Below are 18,083 nucleotides of genomic sequence, written 5' to 3'. Positions count from 1 at the left end.
GCTCAGCCGGCCTTCAGCGTGCCGGTCAGGAACAGGTACAACTCTTCCTGGCCGAACGGCTTGGCCAGCTTGGGCAACTGTGCCGCCGCGCCTTCGATCTTTTCCGCGAAGCCGGTGGCCAGGGCCATCTTCAGCGGCCGGCCCTGGGCCATGACCCGCTCCACCAACTGGCTGCCGTTCATCCGTGGCATCGCCTGGTCGGTCAGGAGGATGTCCAGCTCCGGCGTCGCCGTGAGAATCTCCAGGGCCAGGCTGCCGGAGTCGGCCTTGAGTACCGAGCAACCGAGGTCCTCCAGCATCGCCGCGGTGTTGTTCAACACCAGCGGGTCGTCGTCCACCACCAGTACTCGACAGGACAAGCGCACCCGCTCGCTTTCGCTGGGCGGCTGCGGCGTCGCGCCATTGCCCGTACGGGCGCTTTCCGGGGTTCGCGGGACGGCGGGTATCCAGATGTTCGCGGTGGTGCCGACGCCCGGCTGGCTCTCCAGGGTGAGCCGGCCGCCGAGCTGCTCGGCGAGGCCGTCGACGATCGACAGGCCCAGCCCGGTGCCACGCCCAATTCCCTTGGTGGTGTAGAAGGGTTCCACCGCACGGCGCAGGGTTTCCTCGTCCATGCCGCTGCCGGTGTCGCTGATGCTCAGGCAGATATAGTTGCCCGGTGCGAGGCGATGGGGATTGTCCGCCGGCACCCGCTGGTTGCTCGCGGAAAAGACGATGCGCCCGCCGTTGGGCATGGCGTCGCGGGCGTTGGTGGCAAGGTTGATGATGGACAGTTCGAGCTGGTTGGCGTCGGTCAGGCCGAGGTCGAGATCCAGGGGAAAGCGCGTCTCGATCGATACGCTCGGTCCCAGGGAATGGATCAGCAGGTCGGTCATCCCGCGCAACAGGTCGGGGATCGCGCAGGGCTGCGGATCGAGACGTTGCTTGCGGGCGAAGGAAAGCATCCGCTGGGTCAGGTTGGCGCCGCGCTGGGCGGCCTCCAGGGCGTTCTGCAAGAGGTCGGCGGTGCGCTGGTCGCCGGGCAGGCGTTTCTTCAGCAGCCCGAGGCTGCCGATGATTACCGTCAGCAGGTTGTTGAAGTCGTGGGCCACGCCGCCGGTGAGGTGCCCCAGGGACTCCATCTTCTGGGCCTGGAACAGCTCCTGGCGGGCCCGTTCCAGTTCGCGTTCGGCTTCGATCCGGTGGGTGATGTCACGGGTTACCTTGGCGAAGCCGATCAGCCGGCCATCGCTGTCGCGGATCGGATCGATCACCACGTTGGCCCAGAAGCGACTGCCGTCCTTGCGCACCCGCCAGCCTTCCTTCTCGAAACGCCCTTCGCGTTCGGCGGCGGCCAGGCCGCGGGCCGGCTCGCCGGCCTCGCGGTCTTCGGGGGTGTAGAAGCAGGAGAAGTGCCGGCCGATCACCTCTTCCGGCAGGTAGCCCTTGATCCGCTGGGCGCCGAGGTTCCAGTTGGTGATCCGCCCGCGGTGGTCGAGCATGTAGATGGCGTAGTCGGTAACGCTCTGCACCAGCAGGCGGAACTGCTCCTGGCTGCGCCGCAGCGCCTCCTTGGCTGCGCGCCCTTCGCTGAGGTCGTGGATCAGCTGGGCGAAGCCGAGCAACTGGCCCTGGCTGTCGCGGATGGCGTCGATCACCACCTGCGCCCAGAAGCGCTTGCCGTTGCTGCGCACCCGCCAGCCCTCGGTCTCGAAGCGGCCCTCGGCATCCGCCTGGCGCAGCGCCTGTTGCGGAACGCCGGCGTCGCGGTCCTTGCGGGTATGAAAGCAGGCGTAGTCGCGGCCGAGGATCTCGCTCGCGTCGTGGCCGAACAGGCGCGCCGCGCCGGCGCTCCAGCTGGCGATACGGCCAGCGCTGTCCAGGGTGTGGATCGCGTAGTCGTCGACCGCTTCGTCGAGCAGGCGGTTGCGCGTGGCCTGGTTCAAGGGGACTTTCGGTTTTCTTGTGGTTTTCATGGACGTGTTCACTCGTCGGCTGCTCGACCCGGGCTGCAAGGCACACCCAGCAAGGTAGTACGAAGAACGTCTTCCGGCCGCTCGCTGGCTCGCCCCAGGAACTTGGCCGACCTTTCGGAAGACCCCGGCGCGGCCGGCGAATTCCATTCGCCGGAACCTTGTCCGGAGTATGGCTTTCGATATGCAGGTAGGGACATCTCCTTTCCACCGCACCGACCCCGGAGTTCCCATGCGCAATCTGGAAACCGCAACCCTGAAGCTGGGGATATTCCATCCCCACGACAGCCTGAGCCAGGCGCTGATCGCCGCCGCCTTGCAGCGGCAGATCGAAGTCAGCGCCTTGCAAGCCGACCTCAACAGCCTGCAGGCGCGCCCCGGGCTGCGCTGCAAGCCAGCCAGCCTGGCGTCGTCGATCGAGGTCAGCCAGGCGGCGGCCGGTCTCGACCTGCTGTTCGCGCCGTTGTCCGACTACGCCGCCGAAGCCTTGCCGCCGATCTGCGCCGCGCTGATCGATGGCGCCCTGCGCGCCGAGGTACCGCGCCTGTTTCTGCTTGGCCATTGGCAATGGCTGGTGGCGCCGCGCGACGCCGGCGAGGAGCAACTGGGTGCCGGGCTCGAGCGCAGCCTCACGGTCAGCGGCCTGGACTGGACGCTGGTGGAGGTCCCGAGCCTTCCCGCCGGCCTGCGCATCGACGATTTCAGCCGCGCCGGCGACGTCGCGGAAGTGGAGGCCGCCAGGGTGTTCGCCTGCGCCGAAGCGCTGCTCGACGAAGTCCGTCTCGGCCTGCACAAGCGCCAGTGCCTGCGCCTGGCGCCCTGAGGAGTACCCACCATGTCCGGACCCGATACCCTCAGCCAGGCCTTCGGCACCCTGCTGCTGGCCCTGGCCTTCAGCGCCTTCATCGTTTTCGTTCGCGGCTACCGCCCGGGCGGGGTCAGCGGCGCCTGGTACGACCTGGTGCTCGCCTTCGTCGCGGTATGGCTGGCGTTCTGGCCCGAAGCCGGCGTACTCGCACGCTCGCCGAGCCTGGCCAATGCCCTGGGGTTGGTCTTGCAGGTCGGCGCTACCCTGCTCGGCTGCCTGCTTGGCTACGGGGTGGCAAGGGGATTGCGGCGGGCGATGCGGGAAACCCGGCAAAAAAGATCGGCTTCTTCGCCAACGAGCCGGCGAGGTTCCTAGAGGAAATATCGAGAAAATCCATATAACCATATGGGCGAAAAGCTCTTTCGAATGCCCATAAGGAGCGCCGAACGGGCTTTTCGCCCGTCATGATCGCACTCCGACATGAGCGTTCTGCACGACTTCTTGCATTCTGCATCCCGCGCCTCATGCGGGATACAGCTTATCCCGCAGATTCTGGATGTGGCCGGTATTTCATCGGCGCGGCGCCTATAGTTATCCCTACCGTTGTACGTATCGACGGTTTCTCTCTGATTCAGGCTAATCCCGCTCCAGGGACGGAGTGGATTTTTTTCTTGCGTTGCGCAAACCGGGGAGAGCTGGCCAGATGAACCTTTCCTACCTGTACCTGAAGAAGATCCTCGAGGAGGAACTGCGCGACCACGACTGCCAGTGCCAACTGAACCCCGACTTCACGGTGACCATCAGTTGCCGCGTGGGTGGTCCCCACGGCGCGCTCTACATCGTGCCCAACAGTGACTTCCTGAAGAGCAGCAGCTTCAGCGACCTCAGCGCCTTCATCCTCAACCTGCGCGAGGAAATCAGGCGCTTCGGCGAGTTCGAGGCGGAACTCCAGACCGGCACCGGCTGAGCCCCTCCCGCCGTCAGGGCTGCTGGTAGTGTCCCGGCGTGGTGCCCGGTTCATGGGTACGTTCCACCTTGCTGACCTGGATATCGCTGATCGCCTCGGCGTCGTGCGGTCGATGCAGTGCCTCCAAGTGGCGGCGGGCCTCCTCGCGGCTGAGGGTTTCCGCCTCGCTGTGCAATTCGCAGGTCATCGGCTGGTCGTCGAGGATGTAGCTGATCAGGAACAGCTGGCTGGCCATCGTCTCGCCCTCCTCTCTTCGATGGGCCCTGCGCCAGGCGCAGGGCCCATGGCTATCACGGCAGGTTCGGCGGCAGCTCGGCGTCCAGCGCAGCGTCCTGCCGCGAGTCGTCGCGCTGGCGCTCCTGCAGGCGCTGCAGGCGGCGGGTCAGGTGCTGCACCTCTTCGCGCAGCAACTGCAACTCTTCCCGCGGTTCATTGAGCAGGCCCTTGACATGGCAATGCCCACTCAACCCGCGGCTGACCAGCAGGCCGCCGGCGACCGCCTTGCAGGCGCCGGGCAAGCCACCGCGGGCCAGGCCGAAGCCGGCCAGGACCAGTCCGGCGCCGATGGAAGCGAGTCGCTCGCCGCGCTGCAGGTTGTGCGGCAGGCCATTGGCCGTCGAAGTCGGCAGGTATTCGTTCATGGAATTCTCCTTGCTTCGGTTATCGGTCAGGCTTCGTCGTCCGGCGGTTGCACGAGGAACTCGACCAGCGTCCGCCGGCAAGCCTCGATGCCCTCTTCCAGGACGATCTCGAAACCGTGGGTGTTCTCGGTCGGAATGCCGATGCAGCCGACCTGCGCGGCCTCGCCGTGGCTCAGCAGCGCGCTGGCGTCCGAGGCGAAGTCCACCAGCAGCGCCGCCTGCGGCTGGTACTGGCAGCGTTCGGCGGCCCGCAACAGGCGGTCGGTGACATGGCGGCTGTAATAACCCTTGGAGTCGCCGCTGTTGACGATCGGGTCGCGGCACAGCCGGGTGCCGTATTCGGCTACCGTTGGGCCGACTTCCACCGCGATGCTGATGTCGCCCGGCAGTCGGCGCGCGGCGAACAGCGCGCCGGCGTTACTCTCCTCCTCCATGGTGGTGAGCACCAGGTAGAGGTCGCCGTGCAACTCGTCGCGGCGCCGGGCGATCTCGCGAGCCACGCCGAGCACGGCGAGCAGCGGTGCGCGGTCGTCGAGGAAGTGCGCGGCGACGCAATCCTGGAAGTACAACGGGCGCCGCCACAGACGGTTGAGCACCACGCGGGTACCCGGTCGCACGCCCAGGTTCGCCAGTTCCTCGGCGCTGCGCCGGGTGACCACGTGTACGTCGCGCCAGTGCACCGCGCCCGAGAGCACGTCGGAGCCCTGCGGCGACTCGCCGGTAGCATGCATGCTGCCGTAGGACAGCACGCCGTCGAGTACCGCCTCGCCGGCCAGGATCTGTACCGGACAGACGCCGAAGCTCACCGGCTGGGCGCCGCCGAGCGCCACTACGCGCAGGGTACCGTCGGCCTCGACGCGCTTGACGATCATGGCGATCTCGTCGAGGTGCGCGAGCAGCCGCACCGCGGCCCGCCGCGCCTGCTCGCGCGGCAGGTGCGGCGGGCTGATGCGCGCGACCAGGTTGCCGGCGGCATCGCTGCCGACCTCGTCGCAACAGCCCTCGAGTTCCCGCTGGCAGATGGCCCTGACCTCGTCTTCCTGGCCACCGGGGCCACGTGCCAGCAGGAGTTCCTCGAGCAAGGCGCGGTCTTCTTCGCGCATGCCTCAGGCCGCCCGTTTTTCCAGGCGCGCCTTCAGCTCTTTCTTGTGCTGCTGCATGGCCTGGCCGAGTTGCTTGAGGGCGGCGGCGTCGAGCAATTGCCGGGCGCGCGGGAACAGCTCGCCCTCCTCCTCCTCGATGTGGTGCTCCAGGAGTTCCTTGAGCACCTTGACCCGGCCGGCGAACTGCACGGTGTCCGGGCGGGTGCGCTTGAGGTCGGGAAGGACCAGGGAGTCCACCGTGCGGTGTTCCTCCTTGGCCTCGTAGTACATCTTCAGCTCTTCCTTGCCGCCGCTGTCCCTGATCGCCGGATAGAGGATGTCTTCCTCGATGGCGGTGTGCAGCACCAGTTCCAGCTCCAGCCTGCCCAGCAGCTCGCTGCGCTTCTTCAGCGCCCGTTCGGTGGTCTCGCTGAGTTCGTTGAGCAGTTTCTTCACGGTCTCGTGGTCATGGACCAGCAATTCGATGGCGTTCATGGTCGCTCCTCATCGGTTTGTTATCCGAGTGCTCCGGCACTCTCTCTGGCTGAGCGCGCGCTCCTCCGCCGAGTTCAGTCACGAGGACGGGCGGTCGCCTCGATCAGCGGAAACGCGGAGATCCGCAATGAGCGCGGTTCCTGGCCGTCGCGCAGCAAGGCCCGGGACCGCCTCATGGCATTCCCCTCGCGGCACCGGGCCTCAGGCGCGGGCGTCGCGCAGGGCGCGGACCCGGTCGTGGTGACGGAGCACGCCCTGGTACTGGCGCTCGATCACCTGGTGGATCTCCGCCGGCAGCGGTTTTTCCAGCGCCGCCTGGTAACGCTGCTTGGCGACATCCTCGCCGCGCTCGCATTCGTTGAGCACCGCCTCTTCGTCCTTGCCGGTGACCAGTGACTTCAGGTCGACCCAGCGCCGATGCAGGTCACCGGCGAAACTGGTGCTGTCCTTGGGTTTGCCACCCAGTTCCAGGACGATCCGCTCCAGCTCGTCGGCAGCCGCGGCGCAGTCGCGGCTCTGCTCCAGCATCGCCGCCTTCAACTGCGGATCGCGCAGGTCTTCGGCGCAGGCCTGGAAGCCGGCCTCGCCATCCTTGCTGGTTTGCAGCAGGTCGTTGAGTACGTCGAGGGTGTCGTCGAGGTTGGTCTGGTTCATTTCGCTCTCCTTGGCCCGGAGCTGTCCGGGAGTTCTCGCGTCTGTCGGCGCCGGCGCCTGCCGGCACGGAACGTGGGCAGCAACCAGCGCCCACGGAAGGTGGGAGGCTCGCCGTCGCGGAGCGTTCAGAAAGCCGGATGGATGGTGGCGTAGGCCGGGGTGATGCTGAGACGTTCGCCGACCACCATCTCGGTGATCCAGTCCACCAGGATCGAGGTATAGGCGTCCTGCGCCGCCTCGCTGCTGAGCGCATGGTCGGCGTGGTCGATGATCCGGTGGGTCAGCGAATGGGTCTGCTGGAAGGCGGCGCGGAAACTCATGATGGTCGAGTGCGGCACATAGCTGTCGAACTCCGACTCCACCAGCAGCACATCGCCGCGGAATCCCGCGCAGGCCTGCAGGGCTCGGTTGCTGGCGGCCGGGATCAGGCTGCCGCGGTACTCGATGAGGTCCTCGCGGTCGAGCAGCAGCTTGGGCGTCAGCCAGTCCTCGTCGCGGTAGATCGCCGGTACCCGCAAGGCCAGCCAGCGCACCGCGCGCAACTGGCTGAGGATCGCCGCCAGGTAGCCGCCATAGCTGGTGCCGACCACCGCGATCGCCTGGCTGTCGATGGCCGGGTGGGCCACCAGCCGGTCGTAGGCGGCGAGCAGGTCCTGCAGGTTGTCCTCGCGCGTCACCAGCGCCTGGCGCCCGCTTTCCGCGCCGTGGCCGCGCAGGTCGAAGGTCAGGCACACGCAGCCGAGCCCGGCGATGCCCTGGGCGCGCTTCAGGTCGCGCTGCTGGCTGCCGCCCCAGCCGTGCACGAAGAGCACGCCGGGAACCTTCGCCCGGGGGCTGAGGAAGGTGCCTTCGATCCGGTCGTTGCCGACCCCGATGCGGATGCGTTCGCTGTTCGCCGTCATGCCTCCCCCGTCATCGCATACTTGAGCAGGAAGTCGCCGTGTTCGTCGGGACCGCGGTAGATCACCCGGCTGTTGTCCGGCAGGCGCTTGTCTTCGTGGATCTCGAACGACGCGGCGCGCACCGCGGGCAGCCCCGGATCGGCGCGGAAGGCTTCCAGCGCGGCGATCTCGGCGCTGCTCGCGCCGCCGACCCGCCAGGACTGCTCGAGCACGCCGAAGCGCTCCCGACCGTTGCCGTCCCGGCCCTGGGCAATGTCGTAGTTGCGCCGCGAGGCGAAGCAGCCGGGGAAGAAGATCGCCGCGGCGGTGTCGAAGATCCGCGCGTACTCGATGGCCTGGCGCACCTCACGGGCCAGGTCCAGGGCCAGCAGCTCGGCGTAGCCACCGCGCGCCACCAGCAGGTCGGAGCCGGCATAGACCAGTTCGCCGCGCGCGTTGCGGGTCTGGTGCTGGTGACCGTGGTAGCTCAGCAGGAAACCGTTGACCCGGAGCTGGCCGACGCTGTGGGTGACGATGCTCTCCAGGTTGGCTTCCAGTACCAGGCCCTGCGCCAACTGACGCTCCTCCAGCCCGCCGAGCCAAGCGTCCAGTTCGTCGAGGTCGTGCGCCACGTACTGGCCGAGGCCGCCACAGGCCTCCGCCAGCTTGGCCCGCACCGGTCCTTCGGCGAGCATGCGAGCGCCGGCGCGGTGTGCGTCGGCCAGGCTGAAGACGCTGACGCCGTTGAGCACGACGTCGCGGACCTTCTCCGCGAACAGCGGGTTCCAGCCTTCCGGCGCCACGCCGCCGCGCGGCAGCGGATGGACGATGGCCTTGCCGGCGATGAACGCGTGCTCGACGAAACCGCCGAGCAGATCTTCGTCACTGTTCACGCCCAGGCGCACGGCGGTCTCCCTGCCGACCAGGGTGCGGGTCGGGACCAGGTAGAGGGGGCCTCGCTGGTGCAATTCGGGTTCGTAGCGGCCGCCGAACTCCAGCTTCTGGACTTCCGCCAGCCAGCGCGCCAGGGCCAGGTTGCCCTGCACTTCATGTTCGGCGGCCGCGGGATCGACGCTATGGGCCACCACCAGTCTCTGCCGAGGGTCTGCGCTCATGTTCCGCTCCTCCTGGATGGAGACCCGGCGTTCAGGGCTCCGGTATGGGCGAGAGGGACTCTTCGTCGGGCCGTTCCATCGGAACTTCTTCCGGGAACTCCTGGGGGACGTGGCTTTCGTGGTCAGGAACCGGGTATTCGTCCGGGTCCCCGGATGGGTTGCGTGGACTCGTCGCTGGCGCACCCGATGATGCAGAAATGGAAAAACGCATGTCCGCCTCCATCGTTGGTATGAGTTCTAGATGGAGGGTACGAGAGCGGATTTGGTTCGGACCATGCGTCGGAAGGCCGGGTCGGCGCCTGGCCGCCCCGGCGCTGAAACAGCCGGCTCAGCGAGCCAGGCTCATGGTGCGCAGCTTGCCGCCGGCGACCAGGACCTTGCGGTGGGTGAGATGCTGGTTGTCGCTATCGCGGAACGTGAGCAGGTCGATACGCTTGCGGAAATAGTCGCTGTCGCGGATCTGCAGCGGCCCCTGGTCGATGATCAGGTCCCGGCGGATACGCTCCAGCACCTGGTTCAGCAACAGCGGGTTGCTCTGCTCCTGGTCGGAGATCGCCCGGCTCACCAGGCGCTTGCCCTGGTCGTTACGCAAGGTCACCAGCAACGCGCCGTCAGGCCGAGGTTGGCAACTGACGCGCACATCCTTGAAATGCTCTTCCAGGTACTCAACCAGGTTTTCATCGGTCTCTAGCATTGCTGGCCTCCTGTCTCATCAGATTCTTTGACGCCGGTAATCAGGCGTATCTCTGCCGAGCAGAAGGCGTACCAATTTCTCTGGAAAATAAAATTCTTATAAATCAATAAGTTGAAAAACAAGCCGGCGAATTGATATTTGCATTTTGCAAGAAAGCCCCCGGCAAGCCTTGCATTCGGCAACCCGCCGCGCCCGTCGTCTCGCCTGCAACCCCCTGGCGAGGCCTCTCGCAAGCCGAGCCGCCGGTAAAAAAAACTAAACTTCCGCCGCTCCCCTCCGGTCACCCCTAGCAAGGACTTCGCCCATGCCACGGCGCGACGGAGTCCGACCGACCAACGCCAAGGACAACGTACGACCGGAGGATGACATGGGACATTCTGTTGCAGGCGCTTGCCTGGAAGAACCCGCGGTACTGACCGCTTTTCCGTCGCTGCTGCACCCGCAGGACCCGCCGCAACAGAGGGATCGGATACTCTTCGTCACCGCCGAGCTAAGCGACTTCGTCAAGGTCGGCGGACTCGGCGACTTTTCCGCCGCGCTGCCGCGGGTGCTCAAGCGCGAGCATTCGGTGCGGGTCCTGTTGCCCGGCTACCGCCAGGTGCTGGAGCGCTGCCGCGACCTGCGGATCATCGGCAGCCTGCCCGGCCAGGCGGCGATCCCGCCCTGCGAGATCGGCCTGGTGACCCTCGACGACGGCCTGGAAGTCATGCTGGTGCTCTGCCCGCTGCTCTACGAGCGCGAGGGCACGCCATACATGGACGACCAGGGCAATGACTGGCCGGACAACCACCTGCGCTTCGCCCGCCTGTGCCTGGCCGCCGCCGAGATCGCCGGCGGCCGCGGCGCCCAGGGCTGGCAGCCGGGCCTGGTGCACGCCAATGACTGGCCGTCGGCGCTGACCCCGGCCTACATGGCCTGGAACGGCGTGCGCACGCCGAGCCTGTTCACCATCCACAACCTCGCCTACCAGGGCCTCTGCGACCTGCAATGCAGCGCCGAGCTGGGTCTTCCCGACGAAGCGCTGAGCCACGAAAGCATGGAATTCCACGGGCGCCTGTCGTTCCTCAAGGCCGGCATCGCCCATGCCCACCACATCACCACGGTGAGCGAGACCTACGCCCAGGAAATCACTACCCCTGAATACGGCTGCGGCCTGCACGGCATCCTCAAGTGCAAGGTCGAGAAGCGTCAGCTCAGCGGCATCGTCAACGGTATCGACGATAGCTGGCAGCCGCACTGCGATCCACACCTGGTGGCCGGCTTCAGCGCCCGCCAATGGGCCGGCAAGCGCGCCAACACGCGCTACGTGGAGGAGCGTTTCGGCCTGGAGCCGGGCAAGGGGCCGCTGTTCGCGGTGGTCTCGCGCCTGGTGCAGCAGAAAGGCATCGACCTGACCCTGGAGATCAGCGATGCCCTGCTCCAGGCCGGCGGCCGCCTGGTCAGCATCGGCCGTGGCGAGCCGAACCTGGAGAAGGCCATGCTCGAGCTCGCCCGGCGTCATCCCGGCCAGGTCGGCGTGCATATCGGTTTCGACGAGACCGAGGCCCGCCGTATCTACGCCGGCAGCGACTTCCTGCTCATGCCCTCGCGCTACGAGCCCTGCGGGCTCAGTCAGCTCTATGCGCAATGTTTCGGCTCGCTGCCGATCGCGCGCTGCACCGGCGGCCTCGCCGATACCATCGTCGACGGGGTCACCGGCTTCCTGTTCCGTGAGGAAACCGCGCAGAGCTACCTCGACGCGGTGATGCGCGCGATCAACGTCTACCACTGTCCCTCGCTGCTCAACGCCATGCGCTGCAAGGCGATGGCCGCGCCGATGTTCTGGAGCGACTCGGTGGAGCCTTACAACCGCCTGTACCGGCGCCTGTTGAGGAATACCGCTCCGGCCCTGCGCGGGGTACGCCAATGATGGCGATCCGGCGCCGCTTCGGCGCCCAGTTCCAAGGCAACGGCCGAACCTGCTTCGGCCTCTGGGCTCCGGACGCCCGCGAGGTCCGGGTCGAGACCGCCGACGGCCGCGACTGGCCGCTGGAAGGCAGCGACAGCGGCTGGTTCGAGGCGACCCTGCCCTGTCCGCCCGGCACCCGCTACCGCTACCGCATCGATGGCCGCCCCGGGGTGCCGGACCCGGCCTCGCAGTTCCAGCCCGACGGCGTGCATGGCGACAGCCAGGTGCTGGACCATGGCGCCTACGCCTGGCGCGTCGACGAGTGGCGCGGGCGGCCCTGGCACGAAGCGGTGATCTACGAGCTGCACGTCGGCCTGTTCGGCTCCTACGCCGAGGTCGAGCGCTTCCTTCCGCGCCTGGTGGAACTGGGCGTGACCGCCGTGGAGCTGATGCCGCTGGGCGAGTTTCCCGGTCGCCGCAACTGGGGCTACGACGGCGTGCTGCCGTTCGCCCCGGCGTCGGCCTACGGCACGCCCGAGCAACTCAAGCATCTGATCGACAGCGCTCACGGCATGGGCCTGATGGTCTTCGTCGACGTGATCTACAACCACTTCGGCCCGGACGGCAACTACCTCGCCCAGTACGCCGCCGCGTTCTTTCGCGACGACCGGCAGACGCCCTGGGGCCAGGCCATCGATTTCCGTCGCGGCGAAGTCCGCGAGTTCTTCTATGAAAACGCCCTGATGTGGCTGCTCGACTATCGCATCGACGGCCTGCGCTTCGATGCCGTGCACGCGATTCCCGATAGCGCGTTCCTCGTCGAGATGGCCCGCCGCCTGCGCGGCGCCGCCGGCCCCGAGCGCCATCTGCACCTGGTCCTGGAGAATGACGACAACCGCGCCAGCCTGCTGCGCCAGGGCTACGACGCACAGTGGAACGACGATGGCCACCATGCGCTGCACGTCCTGCTCACCGGCGAGAACGACGGCTACTACCAGGACTACCCCGAGCCGCTGCGGTGCCTGGCGCGCTGCCTGGCCGAAGGCTTCGTCTACCAGGGCGAAGCCAACCGCCACGGCCGGCCGCGCGGCGAACCGAGTGCCGACCTGGCGCCGGACGCCTTCGTGCTGTTTCTGCAAAACCACGACCAGGTCGGCAACCGAGCCTTCGGCGAGCGTCTCAGCGTTCTCGCCGAACCCCAGGCGTTGCGCCTGGCGATAGCGCTGCAGCTGCTCGCGCCGATGATCCCGCTGCTGTTCATGGGCGAGGAATGCGCCGCGCGCGAACCGTTCCTGTATTTCACCGATCACCAGGGCGAACTGGCGGACGCGGTCCGCGAGGGACGACGCAAGGAGTTCGGCGAGTTCGGCCGCTTCGGCGAGGGCGCCACCCTGGCTTCGCTCCCCGATCCCAACGCGGTGGAGACCTTCGAGCGCTCGCGTCCCGGCCTGGCCGATTGCGACCCGGCCTGGCGCGGCTTCTACCGGCAACTGCTGGAAATCCGTCACGAACACCTGATCCCGCGCCTGCGCGGCGCCCGTTCGCTGGGCGTGACCACCATCGCCGGCGCCGCGCTGTCGGCGCGCTGGCGACTCGGTGACGGCAGTGACTGGCGAATCGACTTCAACCCTTCTCCGCTCGAAGCGGAAGTCGAGCCGCCGGCGGCCGCCACCCAGGTGCTGTTCCTCGACAACCTCGCTTGTGCCGAGTATCGCCGCGGCCGCCTAAGTCCCCGCAGCATCGCGGTCAGCCTGGAGCCCGCCCATGAGTGACGCACGCCTGGCCGAACTGGCCGCCGCCGTGGGCCTGCAACTCGACTGGCAGGACGCCAACGGACGGCCGCAGCGGGTCGACCCGGAGGTCCAGCGCGGCCTGCTGGAAGCACTCGGCTATCCGGCGCAGAGTCCGCAACAGATCGAACAGAGCCTGGCCGCGCTGGCCCGGCTGCGCGAGGACAGCGCCAACCTCGGACTGCTGGTCGGCGAATGCGGCCAGCCGCTGGAGCAAGCGCTCGGCCCCGCCGGCACCCCGGGCGAACTGGTCTACGAGGACGGCACGCGGGTCGCCCTGCGCCTGGACGCCGAAGGCCGCCTGCCGGCGCAGGCCCGCAGCGGCTATGCGCAGCTGTCGCTGGAGCAGCGGGAATGGGCGGTGGCGATGGCGCCGCCGAGCTGTCCGTCCCTGGCCAGCCTCGCCCCGGGTCGCTCGCGTCGCTGGGGGCTGGCCGCCCAGGTCTATGCCCTGCGCCGCCCCGGCGACGGCGGCCTGGGCGACAGCGCCGCCCTCGAGGACCTGCTGCGCAGCGCCGCGCGGCATGGTGCCGACGCGCTGGCGATCAGCCCGCTGCACGCCCTCGCCGAGGCCAACGGACATGCCTACAGCCCCTACTCGCCGTCCAGCCGGCTGTTCTTCAATGTCCTGCACGCCGCGCCGGCGACCATTCTCGGCGCTGCGGCGGTGGAACAGGCGATCCGTCGCGCCGGCCTGGCCGCGGAGATGGCCCGCCTGGAGAGCCTGGAGCTGATCGACTGGACAGCGGCGGCGGACCTGCGCATGCGCCTGCTGCGCCAACTCCACCGCGACTTCATCGAGCGCGCCAGTCCCTTGCGCCACGACCTCGCCGAATTCCGCCGCGAAGCCGGCGAGGCCCTGCTGCACCACTGCCGCTTCGAGACCCTGCAGGCGCACCTGGGCGCCGGCCCCGACTGGCGACGCTGGCCGGAGCCGCTGCGCCGCCCCGGCGAGCCGGCGGTGGCCGCGTTCTGCGCCGATCACGCCGAGGAAGTGGACTTCCGCGCCTTCGGTCAGTGGCTGACCCAACGCTGCCTGCAACATGCCCAGCGCCAGGCGCGCGAGGCCGGGATGGCCATCGGTCTGGTCGCCGACCTGGCGGTGGGCGCCGACGGCGGCGGCAGCCAGGCCTGGTCGCGGCAGGAAGAGCTGCTCGCCGAAGTGAATGTCGGCGCGCCGCCGGACATCCTCAACCAGTCCGGACAGGACTGGGGCGTTTCCGCGTTCAATCCCGAAGGCCTGCGCCGCCACGGCTACCGGGCATTCCGCGAGATGCTGCGGGCCAACCTGGCCTGGCCCGGAGGGCTACGCATCGATCATGCGATGGGCCTGCAACGTCTCTGGCTGATCCCGCGCGGCCAGCCGCCCCACGCCGGCGCCTACCTGCGCTACCCGCAGCGCGAGCTGCTGCGCCTGCTGGCGCTGGAGGCCAGCCGCGCCTCGACGCTGGTCATCGGCGAGGACCTCGGCACCGTGCCCGAAGGCCTGCGCGAGGAACTGGCACGCCGCCAGGTGCTGGGTACCCGCGTGCTGCTCTTCGAGCGGCGCGGCGAACGCTTCGTGCCCCCGGCGCAATGGCCGGCGGACGCCATGGCCACCACCAGCACCCACGACCTGCCGAGCCTGTCCGGCTGGTGGCGGGGCCAGGACATCCACTGGCGCGGCCGCGCCGGACACCGCAGCGCCGAGGAATGCGCGGCCGACCTGGAACTGCGCGCCGAGGAGCGCCGGGCGCTGGCCGCCAGCCTCGAACCGCCGGTCGATCCCGACCCCGCCGCCGAAGTGCCGCTGGACGCCTGCATCGGCTATGTCGGGGCAACCCCCGCGCCGTTGGTGCTACTGCCCCTGGAGGACGCCCTGGGCAGCCTGGAGCAGCCGAACCTGCCCGGCCCCGGCGACGCCCACCCGAACTGGCGGCGGCGCTGGCCGGAAAACGCCGCGCAGATGCTCGGAACGCCGCAGGTCGACCGGCGCCTGCGCCTGCTCGAACGCAGCCGCCGGGATGCCGAGGAGGCCGCCCATGATTGAGCCCCGCGCTACCCTGCGCCTGCAATTCCACGCCGGCTTCACCCTCGACGATGCCCTTCCCTGGCTGGACTATTTCGCCGACCTGGGCATCAGCCATCTCTACGCCTCGCCGCTGTTCCGCGCGCGGCCCGGCTCCAGCCACGGCTACGACGTGGTCGACCCGACCCGGATCAATCCGGAACTGGGCGGCGAGCCGGCGCTGCTGCGCCTGATCCAGGGGCTGCGGCAACGCGGCATGGGCCTGCTCATGGACATAGTGCCGAACCACATGGGCATCGGCGGCGGCGCCAATCCCTGGTGGCAGGACGTGCTCGAATGGGGGCGCGAGAGTCCCTACGCGAGTTTCTTCGACATCCAGTGGGAATCCCACGACGCCGCGTTGCGCGGCCAGGTGCTGCTGCCGTTCCTGCGCAGCGACTACGGCGAGGTCCTGGCTGCCGGGGAGATCGGCCTGAGCCTGGACCGCGAGGCCGGCCGCCTGCTGGCGAGCCACGGCGAGCAGCGCTTCCCCCTCTGGCCGGGCAGCTACCCGGAGCTGCTGGAAGACAGCGGCGAGCCGCGCCTGTCAGACCTGGCCGGCGGTTTCCGCGAGTGCCAGCAGGACCGCGAGGCCTTGCGCGAGATGCAGCGTCGACTGGCGGCTGCGCTCGCCGAGAGCGCTCCGCGCGCCGCCCTGGAGCGCACGCTGGGCAAGCTCCAGGAACGCCACGAGGAGGCTCGCCAACGCCTGCACCGCCTGCTCGAGGCGCAGCACTACCGCCTGGCCAGCTGGCGCACCGCGGCGGACGACATCAACTGGCGCCGTTTCTTCGACATCAGCGAACTGGTCGGCCTGCGGGTCGAGCGCGGCGAGGTGTTCGAGGCCGTGCACGGCAAGGTCTTCCAGTTGCTCGAGGACGGTCTGCTCGATGGCCTGCGCATCGATCACGTCGACGGCCTGGCCGATCCGCGCGGCTATTGCCGACGCCTGCGCCGCCGCAGCGAGCGGATCCGCGCCCGTCGCGGCGGCGCGCCGATGCTGCTGTACGTTGAGAAGATCCTCGGTGGCGAGGAGCGCCTGCCCGAGGATTGGCTGTGCGACGGCACCACCGGCTACGACTTCATGAACCAGGTCAGCCTGTTGCAGCACGATCCGCGCGGCGAACGACCGTTGCGCGAACTCTGGCAGCGGGTCAGCGGACGCCCGGAGGCGTTTCTCGACGAGGTCTACCAGGCTCGCCAACTGGTCCTGGCGGGAAGCCTCGCCGGTGACCTGGAGAACCTCGCCCAGGGTCTTTTGCGGGTGGCGCGGGCCGACCTGGCCAGCCGCGACCTGACCCTGGGCGGTATCCGCCGCGCGCTGTTCCAGTTGCTCGCGCGCTTTCCGGTCTACCGTACCTACGCCGGGGCCTGCGGTCGCTCGGTGCAGGATCGCGAGGTGTTCCGCTATGCCGCAGAGGCGGCCCGCGAGGATCTCGACGAAGCCGACCGGGCGGTCCTCGACCATCTCGAACGCTGGCTCGGCGGGCAGCCGCTGCGCGAGCTGCCGCCCGGTCCGCTGCGGCGCCTGCGCGGCGAGTTGCTGGCGCGCTTCCAGCAGTTGAGTTCGCCGACCGCCGCCAAGGCCGTGGAGGATACCGCCTGCTATCGCTCGGCGGCCCTGCTCTCGCGCAACGACGTCGGCTTCGACCCGCAGCGCTTCGCCGCTTCCGCCGAGGAATTCCATGCCGCCTGCGAAGCCAGGCGCCTGGCCAGCCCGCGCGCCCTGCTGGCCACCGCCAGCCATGACCACAAGCGCGGCGAGGACGCCCGCGCCCGTCTTGCGGCGCTCAGTGAACTGGCGCCCTGGTTCGCGCGTAACGTCGAGCACTGGCAAAGCCTGGCCACGCCGTTACGCCGCGACCTCGCCGAGGGGCCGGCGCCGAGTCCCGGCGACGAGCTGATCCTGTTCCAGGCCCTGCTCGGCAGTTGGCCGCTCGACGCGCCTTGCGACGGCGCCGCCCTGGACCAAGCGTTCCTCGCGCGGATGCGCGAATGGCAATGCAAGGCCTTGCGCGAAGCCAAGCTGCGCACGCGCTGGACCGCGCCCGACGAAGACTACGAGCGCGCCTGCGCCGACTATCTGGAACAACTCCTGCGCGCGCCACTGGCCCAGGCCCTGCGCCAGTCGCTGGGCAACGCGGCGGCGCGACTGATGCCGGCCGGGGCCCTGAATGGCCTCGCCCAATGCCTGCTGCGCCTGACCTGCCCGGGTATCCCCGATCTCTACCAGGGGCGCGAGGACTGGGACTTCAGCCTGGTCGACCCGGACAACCGGAGGCCGGTGGACTTCGCCCGGCACGCCGCCGCCCTGGCCGCGCCGACGCCCTTCCCGGAACTGCTGGAGCACTGGCGCGACGGTCGCATCAAGCAGACCCTGATCGCCCGCGTGCTGGGGCTGCGGCGGATGCAGCCGGGCCTGTTCCGCGACGGCGACTACCTGCCCCTGGAGGTCAGCGGCGAGCATGCCGAGCGGGTCCTGGCCTTCGCCCGGCGCAGTCGTCACGGTTGCCTGCTGGTGGTGGTCCCGCGCCTGGCCTGCGCCCTGCTCGGCCACGCCACGCAGCCGCAGGTGCCGGCCGAGGCCTGGGGCGACACCTGCCTGCTGCTGCCGCCGAGTCTCTCCGAATGCACCTACAGCGGCCTGTTTTCCACCATGCCGCTGCCCAGCGACGGGCACCTGAGCCTGTCCGAAGTGCTCGCCGACTTTCCCGTCAACCTGCTTTACCGCCTCGCCCAGGAGGAGACCCCATGAGCGCCGACGAAAAACGCATACGAGAGTTCGCCTACCAGATCTGGGAATCCGAGGGCTGCCCCGACGGCCAGGCCGAACGCCACTGGGCCATGGCCCGGCAACTGGCCGAAGCGGAAGCCGCCGCGGCGGCACCGAAGAAGACCCGCGGTCGGGCCAAGGCCGCCAAGGAAACCCCGGCCCTGCTGCAAGCGCCGGCCGCCAAGCCGCGCAAGCCGAGGGCCACGTCCCCGGCGCGGCCCGCCAGCGAAAAACCGGCGGCGGCCAAGCCGCGCAGCCGCCGCAAGCCCGAAGCGGGCGAATGAGGAGTCCAGTGC

17 protein-coding genes are annotated in these 18,083 nt (G+C 68.8%); 8 read left to right on the top strand and 9 right to left on the bottom strand.

Going from position 1 to position 18,083, the window contains the following annotated elements; all coding sequences use genetic code 11:
• Positions 1–2: 2 nt before the first annotated feature.
• A complete protein-coding gene (locus VQ065_RS16435; RefSeq protein WP_003088988.1) occupies positions 3–1,955 on the bottom strand; it encodes a hybrid sensor histidine kinase/response regulator in 1,953 nt (650 codons plus the stop codon).
• 229 nt (positions 1,956–2,184) lie between these two features.
• On the opposite strand from VQ065_RS16435, the gene VQ065_RS16430 reads away from it, so the two are divergent.
• The 3 genes from VQ065_RS16430 to VQ065_RS16420 all read left to right on the top strand — a co-directional run bounded on the left by VQ065_RS16430 (position 2,185) and on the right by VQ065_RS16420 (position 3,727).
• The gene (locus VQ065_RS16430) at positions 2,185–2,775 is read left to right on the top strand and encodes a hypothetical protein (RefSeq protein WP_003088985.1); all 591 of its coding nucleotides are present in this window, start codon (positions 2,185–2,187) and stop codon (positions 2,773–2,775) included.
• A gap of 12 nt (positions 2,776–2,787) precedes the next feature.
• Positions 2,788–3,135 carry a hypothetical protein gene (locus tag VQ065_RS16425; RefSeq protein ID WP_003088982.1) on the top strand — a complete coding sequence of 116 codons (348 nt, stop codon included), beginning with the start codon at positions 2,788–2,790 and terminating at the stop codon, positions 3,133–3,135.
• 283 nt (positions 3,136–3,418) lie between these two features.
• Complete coding sequence (locus VQ065_RS16420; RefSeq protein WP_003132124.1) at positions 3,419–3,727, top strand: hypothetical protein; 309 nt, start codon at positions 3,419–3,421, stop codon at positions 3,725–3,727.
• Between the two features lie 13 nt (positions 3,728–3,740).
• Here the strand turns inward: VQ065_RS16420 and VQ065_RS16415 are convergent, their stop codons facing one another.
• From VQ065_RS16415 to VQ065_RS16380, 8 genes are all read right to left on the bottom strand, one after another.
• The gene (locus tag VQ065_RS16415; RefSeq protein WP_003088976.1) at positions 3,741–3,962 is read right to left on the bottom strand and encodes a hypothetical protein; all 222 of its coding nucleotides are present in this window, start codon (positions 3,960–3,962) and stop codon (positions 3,741–3,743) included.
• Between the two features lie 55 nt (positions 3,963–4,017).
• On the bottom strand, positions 4,018–4,368 hold the full coding sequence (locus VQ065_RS16410) for a YgaP family membrane protein (RefSeq protein ID WP_003088973.1): 351 nt from the start codon (positions 4,366–4,368) through the stop codon (positions 4,018–4,020).
• Positions 4,369–4,394: 26 nt separating this feature from the next.
• Positions 4,395–5,471, bottom strand: a complete 1,077-nt coding sequence (locus VQ065_RS16405; RefSeq protein WP_003088971.1) for a M42 family metallopeptidase — start codon at positions 5,469–5,471, stop codon at positions 4,395–4,397.
• A 3-nt stretch (positions 5,472–5,474) separates the two neighbouring features.
• Positions 5,475–5,945, bottom strand: a complete 471-nt coding sequence (locus tag VQ065_RS16400; protein WP_003088967.1) for a hemerythrin domain-containing protein — start codon at positions 5,943–5,945, stop codon at positions 5,475–5,477.
• Positions 5,946–6,146: 201 nt separating this feature from the next.
• The gene (locus VQ065_RS16395) at positions 6,147–6,599 is read right to left on the bottom strand and encodes a ferritin-like domain-containing protein (protein WP_003088965.1); all 453 of its coding nucleotides are present in this window, start codon (positions 6,597–6,599) and stop codon (positions 6,147–6,149) included.
• A gap of 125 nt (positions 6,600–6,724) precedes the next feature.
• Complete coding sequence (locus VQ065_RS16390; protein ID WP_003088963.1) at positions 6,725–7,501, bottom strand: alpha/beta hydrolase family protein; 777 nt, start codon at positions 7,499–7,501, stop codon at positions 6,725–6,727.
• Positions 7,498–8,595, bottom strand: coding sequence for a DUF3182 family protein (locus tag VQ065_RS16385; RefSeq protein ID WP_003088961.1), 1,098 nt, complete (start codon positions 8,593–8,595; stop codon positions 7,498–7,500). The genes VQ065_RS16390 and VQ065_RS16385 overlap by 4 nt, the downstream gene beginning before the upstream one ends.
• A 328-nt stretch (positions 8,596–8,923) precedes the next feature.
• Positions 8,924–9,289 (bottom strand): DUF3509 domain-containing protein, encoded by a 366-nt coding sequence (locus VQ065_RS16380; RefSeq protein ID WP_003088957.1) that lies wholly within the window; start codon positions 9,287–9,289, stop codon positions 8,924–8,926.
• Between the two features lie 367 nt (positions 9,290–9,656).
• On the opposite strand from VQ065_RS16380, the gene glgA reads away from it, so the two are divergent.
• Genes glgA through VQ065_RS16355 form a run of 5 tightly spaced genes read left to right on the top strand, consistent with a single transcriptional unit; the run spans position 9,657 to position 18,071 of the window.
• Positions 9,657–11,198 (top strand): glycogen synthase GlgA, encoded by a 1,542-nt coding sequence (gene glgA, locus VQ065_RS16375; RefSeq protein WP_023657445.1) that lies wholly within the window; start codon positions 9,657–9,659, stop codon positions 11,196–11,198.
• Positions 11,198–12,949 carry a malto-oligosyltrehalose trehalohydrolase gene (gene treZ / locus VQ065_RS16370; RefSeq protein ID WP_031629897.1) on the top strand — a complete coding sequence of 584 codons (1,752 nt, stop codon included), beginning with the start codon at positions 11,198–11,200 and terminating at the stop codon, positions 12,947–12,949. The genes glgA and treZ overlap by 1 nt, the downstream gene beginning before the upstream one ends.
• Positions 12,942–14,996 carry a 4-alpha-glucanotransferase gene (malQ, locus tag VQ065_RS16365; RefSeq protein ID WP_014603805.1) on the top strand — a complete coding sequence of 685 codons (2,055 nt, stop codon included), beginning with the start codon at positions 12,942–12,944 and terminating at the stop codon, positions 14,994–14,996. Before treZ ends, malQ begins: the two co-directional genes overlap by 8 nt.
• On the top strand, positions 14,989–17,769 hold the full coding sequence (locus VQ065_RS16360; RefSeq protein WP_003088950.1) for a malto-oligosyltrehalose synthase: 2,781 nt from the start codon (positions 14,989–14,991) through the stop codon (positions 17,767–17,769). The genes malQ and VQ065_RS16360 overlap by 8 nt, the downstream gene beginning before the upstream one ends.
• Positions 17,766–18,071 (top strand): DUF2934 domain-containing protein, encoded by a 306-nt coding sequence (locus VQ065_RS16355; protein WP_003088948.1) that lies wholly within the window; start codon positions 17,766–17,768, stop codon positions 18,069–18,071. Before VQ065_RS16360 ends, VQ065_RS16355 begins: the two co-directional genes overlap by 4 nt.
• Positions 18,072–18,083: the final 12 nt, after the last annotated feature.

The organism is Pseudomonas sp. KBN10P06128, assembly GCF_037574945.1.
Classification (GTDB): domain Bacteria; phylum Pseudomonadota; class Gammaproteobacteria; order Pseudomonadales; family Pseudomonadaceae; genus Pseudomonas; species Pseudomonas aeruginosa.
This window is presented reverse-complemented; position numbering and strand designations above follow the sequence as displayed.

Excerpts from the sequence above, each read along its gene's own strand:
- VQ065_RS16385 (WP_003088961.1), bottom strand. The coding sequence starts at position 8,595 with ATGAGCGCAGACCCTCGGCAGAGACTGGTGGTGGCCCATAGCGTCGAT.
- VQ065_RS16430 (WP_003088985.1), top strand. The coding sequence starts at position 2,185 with ATGCGCAATCTGGAAACCGCAACCCTGAAGCTGGGGATATTCCATCCC.
- glgA (WP_023657445.1), top strand. The coding sequence starts at position 9,657 with ATGGGACATTCTGTTGCAGGCGCTTGCCTGGAAGAACCCGCGGTACTG.
- VQ065_RS16415 (WP_003088976.1), bottom strand. The coding sequence starts at position 3,962 with ATGGCCAGCCAGCTGTTCCTGATCAGCTACATCCTCGACGACCAGCCG.
- VQ065_RS16355 (WP_003088948.1), top strand. The coding sequence starts at position 17,766 with ATGAGCGCCGACGAAAAACGCATACGAGAGTTCGCCTACCAGATCTGG.
- VQ065_RS16410 (WP_003088973.1), bottom strand. The coding sequence starts at position 4,368 with ATGAACGAATACCTGCCGACTTCGACGGCCAATGGCCTGCCGCACAAC.
- VQ065_RS16405 (WP_003088971.1), bottom strand. The coding sequence starts at position 5,471 with ATGCGCGAAGAAGACCGCGCCTTGCTCGAGGAACTCCTGCTGGCACGT.
- VQ065_RS16395 (WP_003088965.1), bottom strand. The coding sequence starts at position 6,599 with ATGAACCAGACCAACCTCGACGACACCCTCGACGTACTCAACGACCTG.
- VQ065_RS16380 (WP_003088957.1), bottom strand. The coding sequence starts at position 9,289 with ATGCTAGAGACCGATGAAAACCTGGTTGAGTACCTGGAAGAGCATTTC.
- VQ065_RS16390 (WP_003088963.1), bottom strand. The coding sequence starts at position 7,501 with ATGACGGCGAACAGCGAACGCATCCGCATCGGGGTCGGCAACGACCGG.
- VQ065_RS16425 (WP_003088982.1), top strand. The coding sequence starts at position 2,788 with ATGTCCGGACCCGATACCCTCAGCCAGGCCTTCGGCACCCTGCTGCTG.
- VQ065_RS16360 (WP_003088950.1), top strand. The coding sequence starts at position 14,989 with ATGATTGAGCCCCGCGCTACCCTGCGCCTGCAATTCCACGCCGGCTTC.
- malQ (WP_014603805.1), top strand. The coding sequence starts at position 12,942 with ATGAGTGACGCACGCCTGGCCGAACTGGCCGCCGCCGTGGGCCTGCAA.
- VQ065_RS16400 (WP_003088967.1), bottom strand. The coding sequence starts at position 5,945 with ATGAACGCCATCGAATTGCTGGTCCATGACCACGAGACCGTGAAGAAA.
- treZ (WP_031629897.1), top strand. The coding sequence starts at position 11,198 with ATGGCGATCCGGCGCCGCTTCGGCGCCCAGTTCCAAGGCAACGGCCGA.
- VQ065_RS16435 (WP_003088988.1), bottom strand. The coding sequence starts at position 1,955 with ATGAAAACCACAAGAAAACCGAAAGTCCCCTTGAACCAGGCCACGCGC.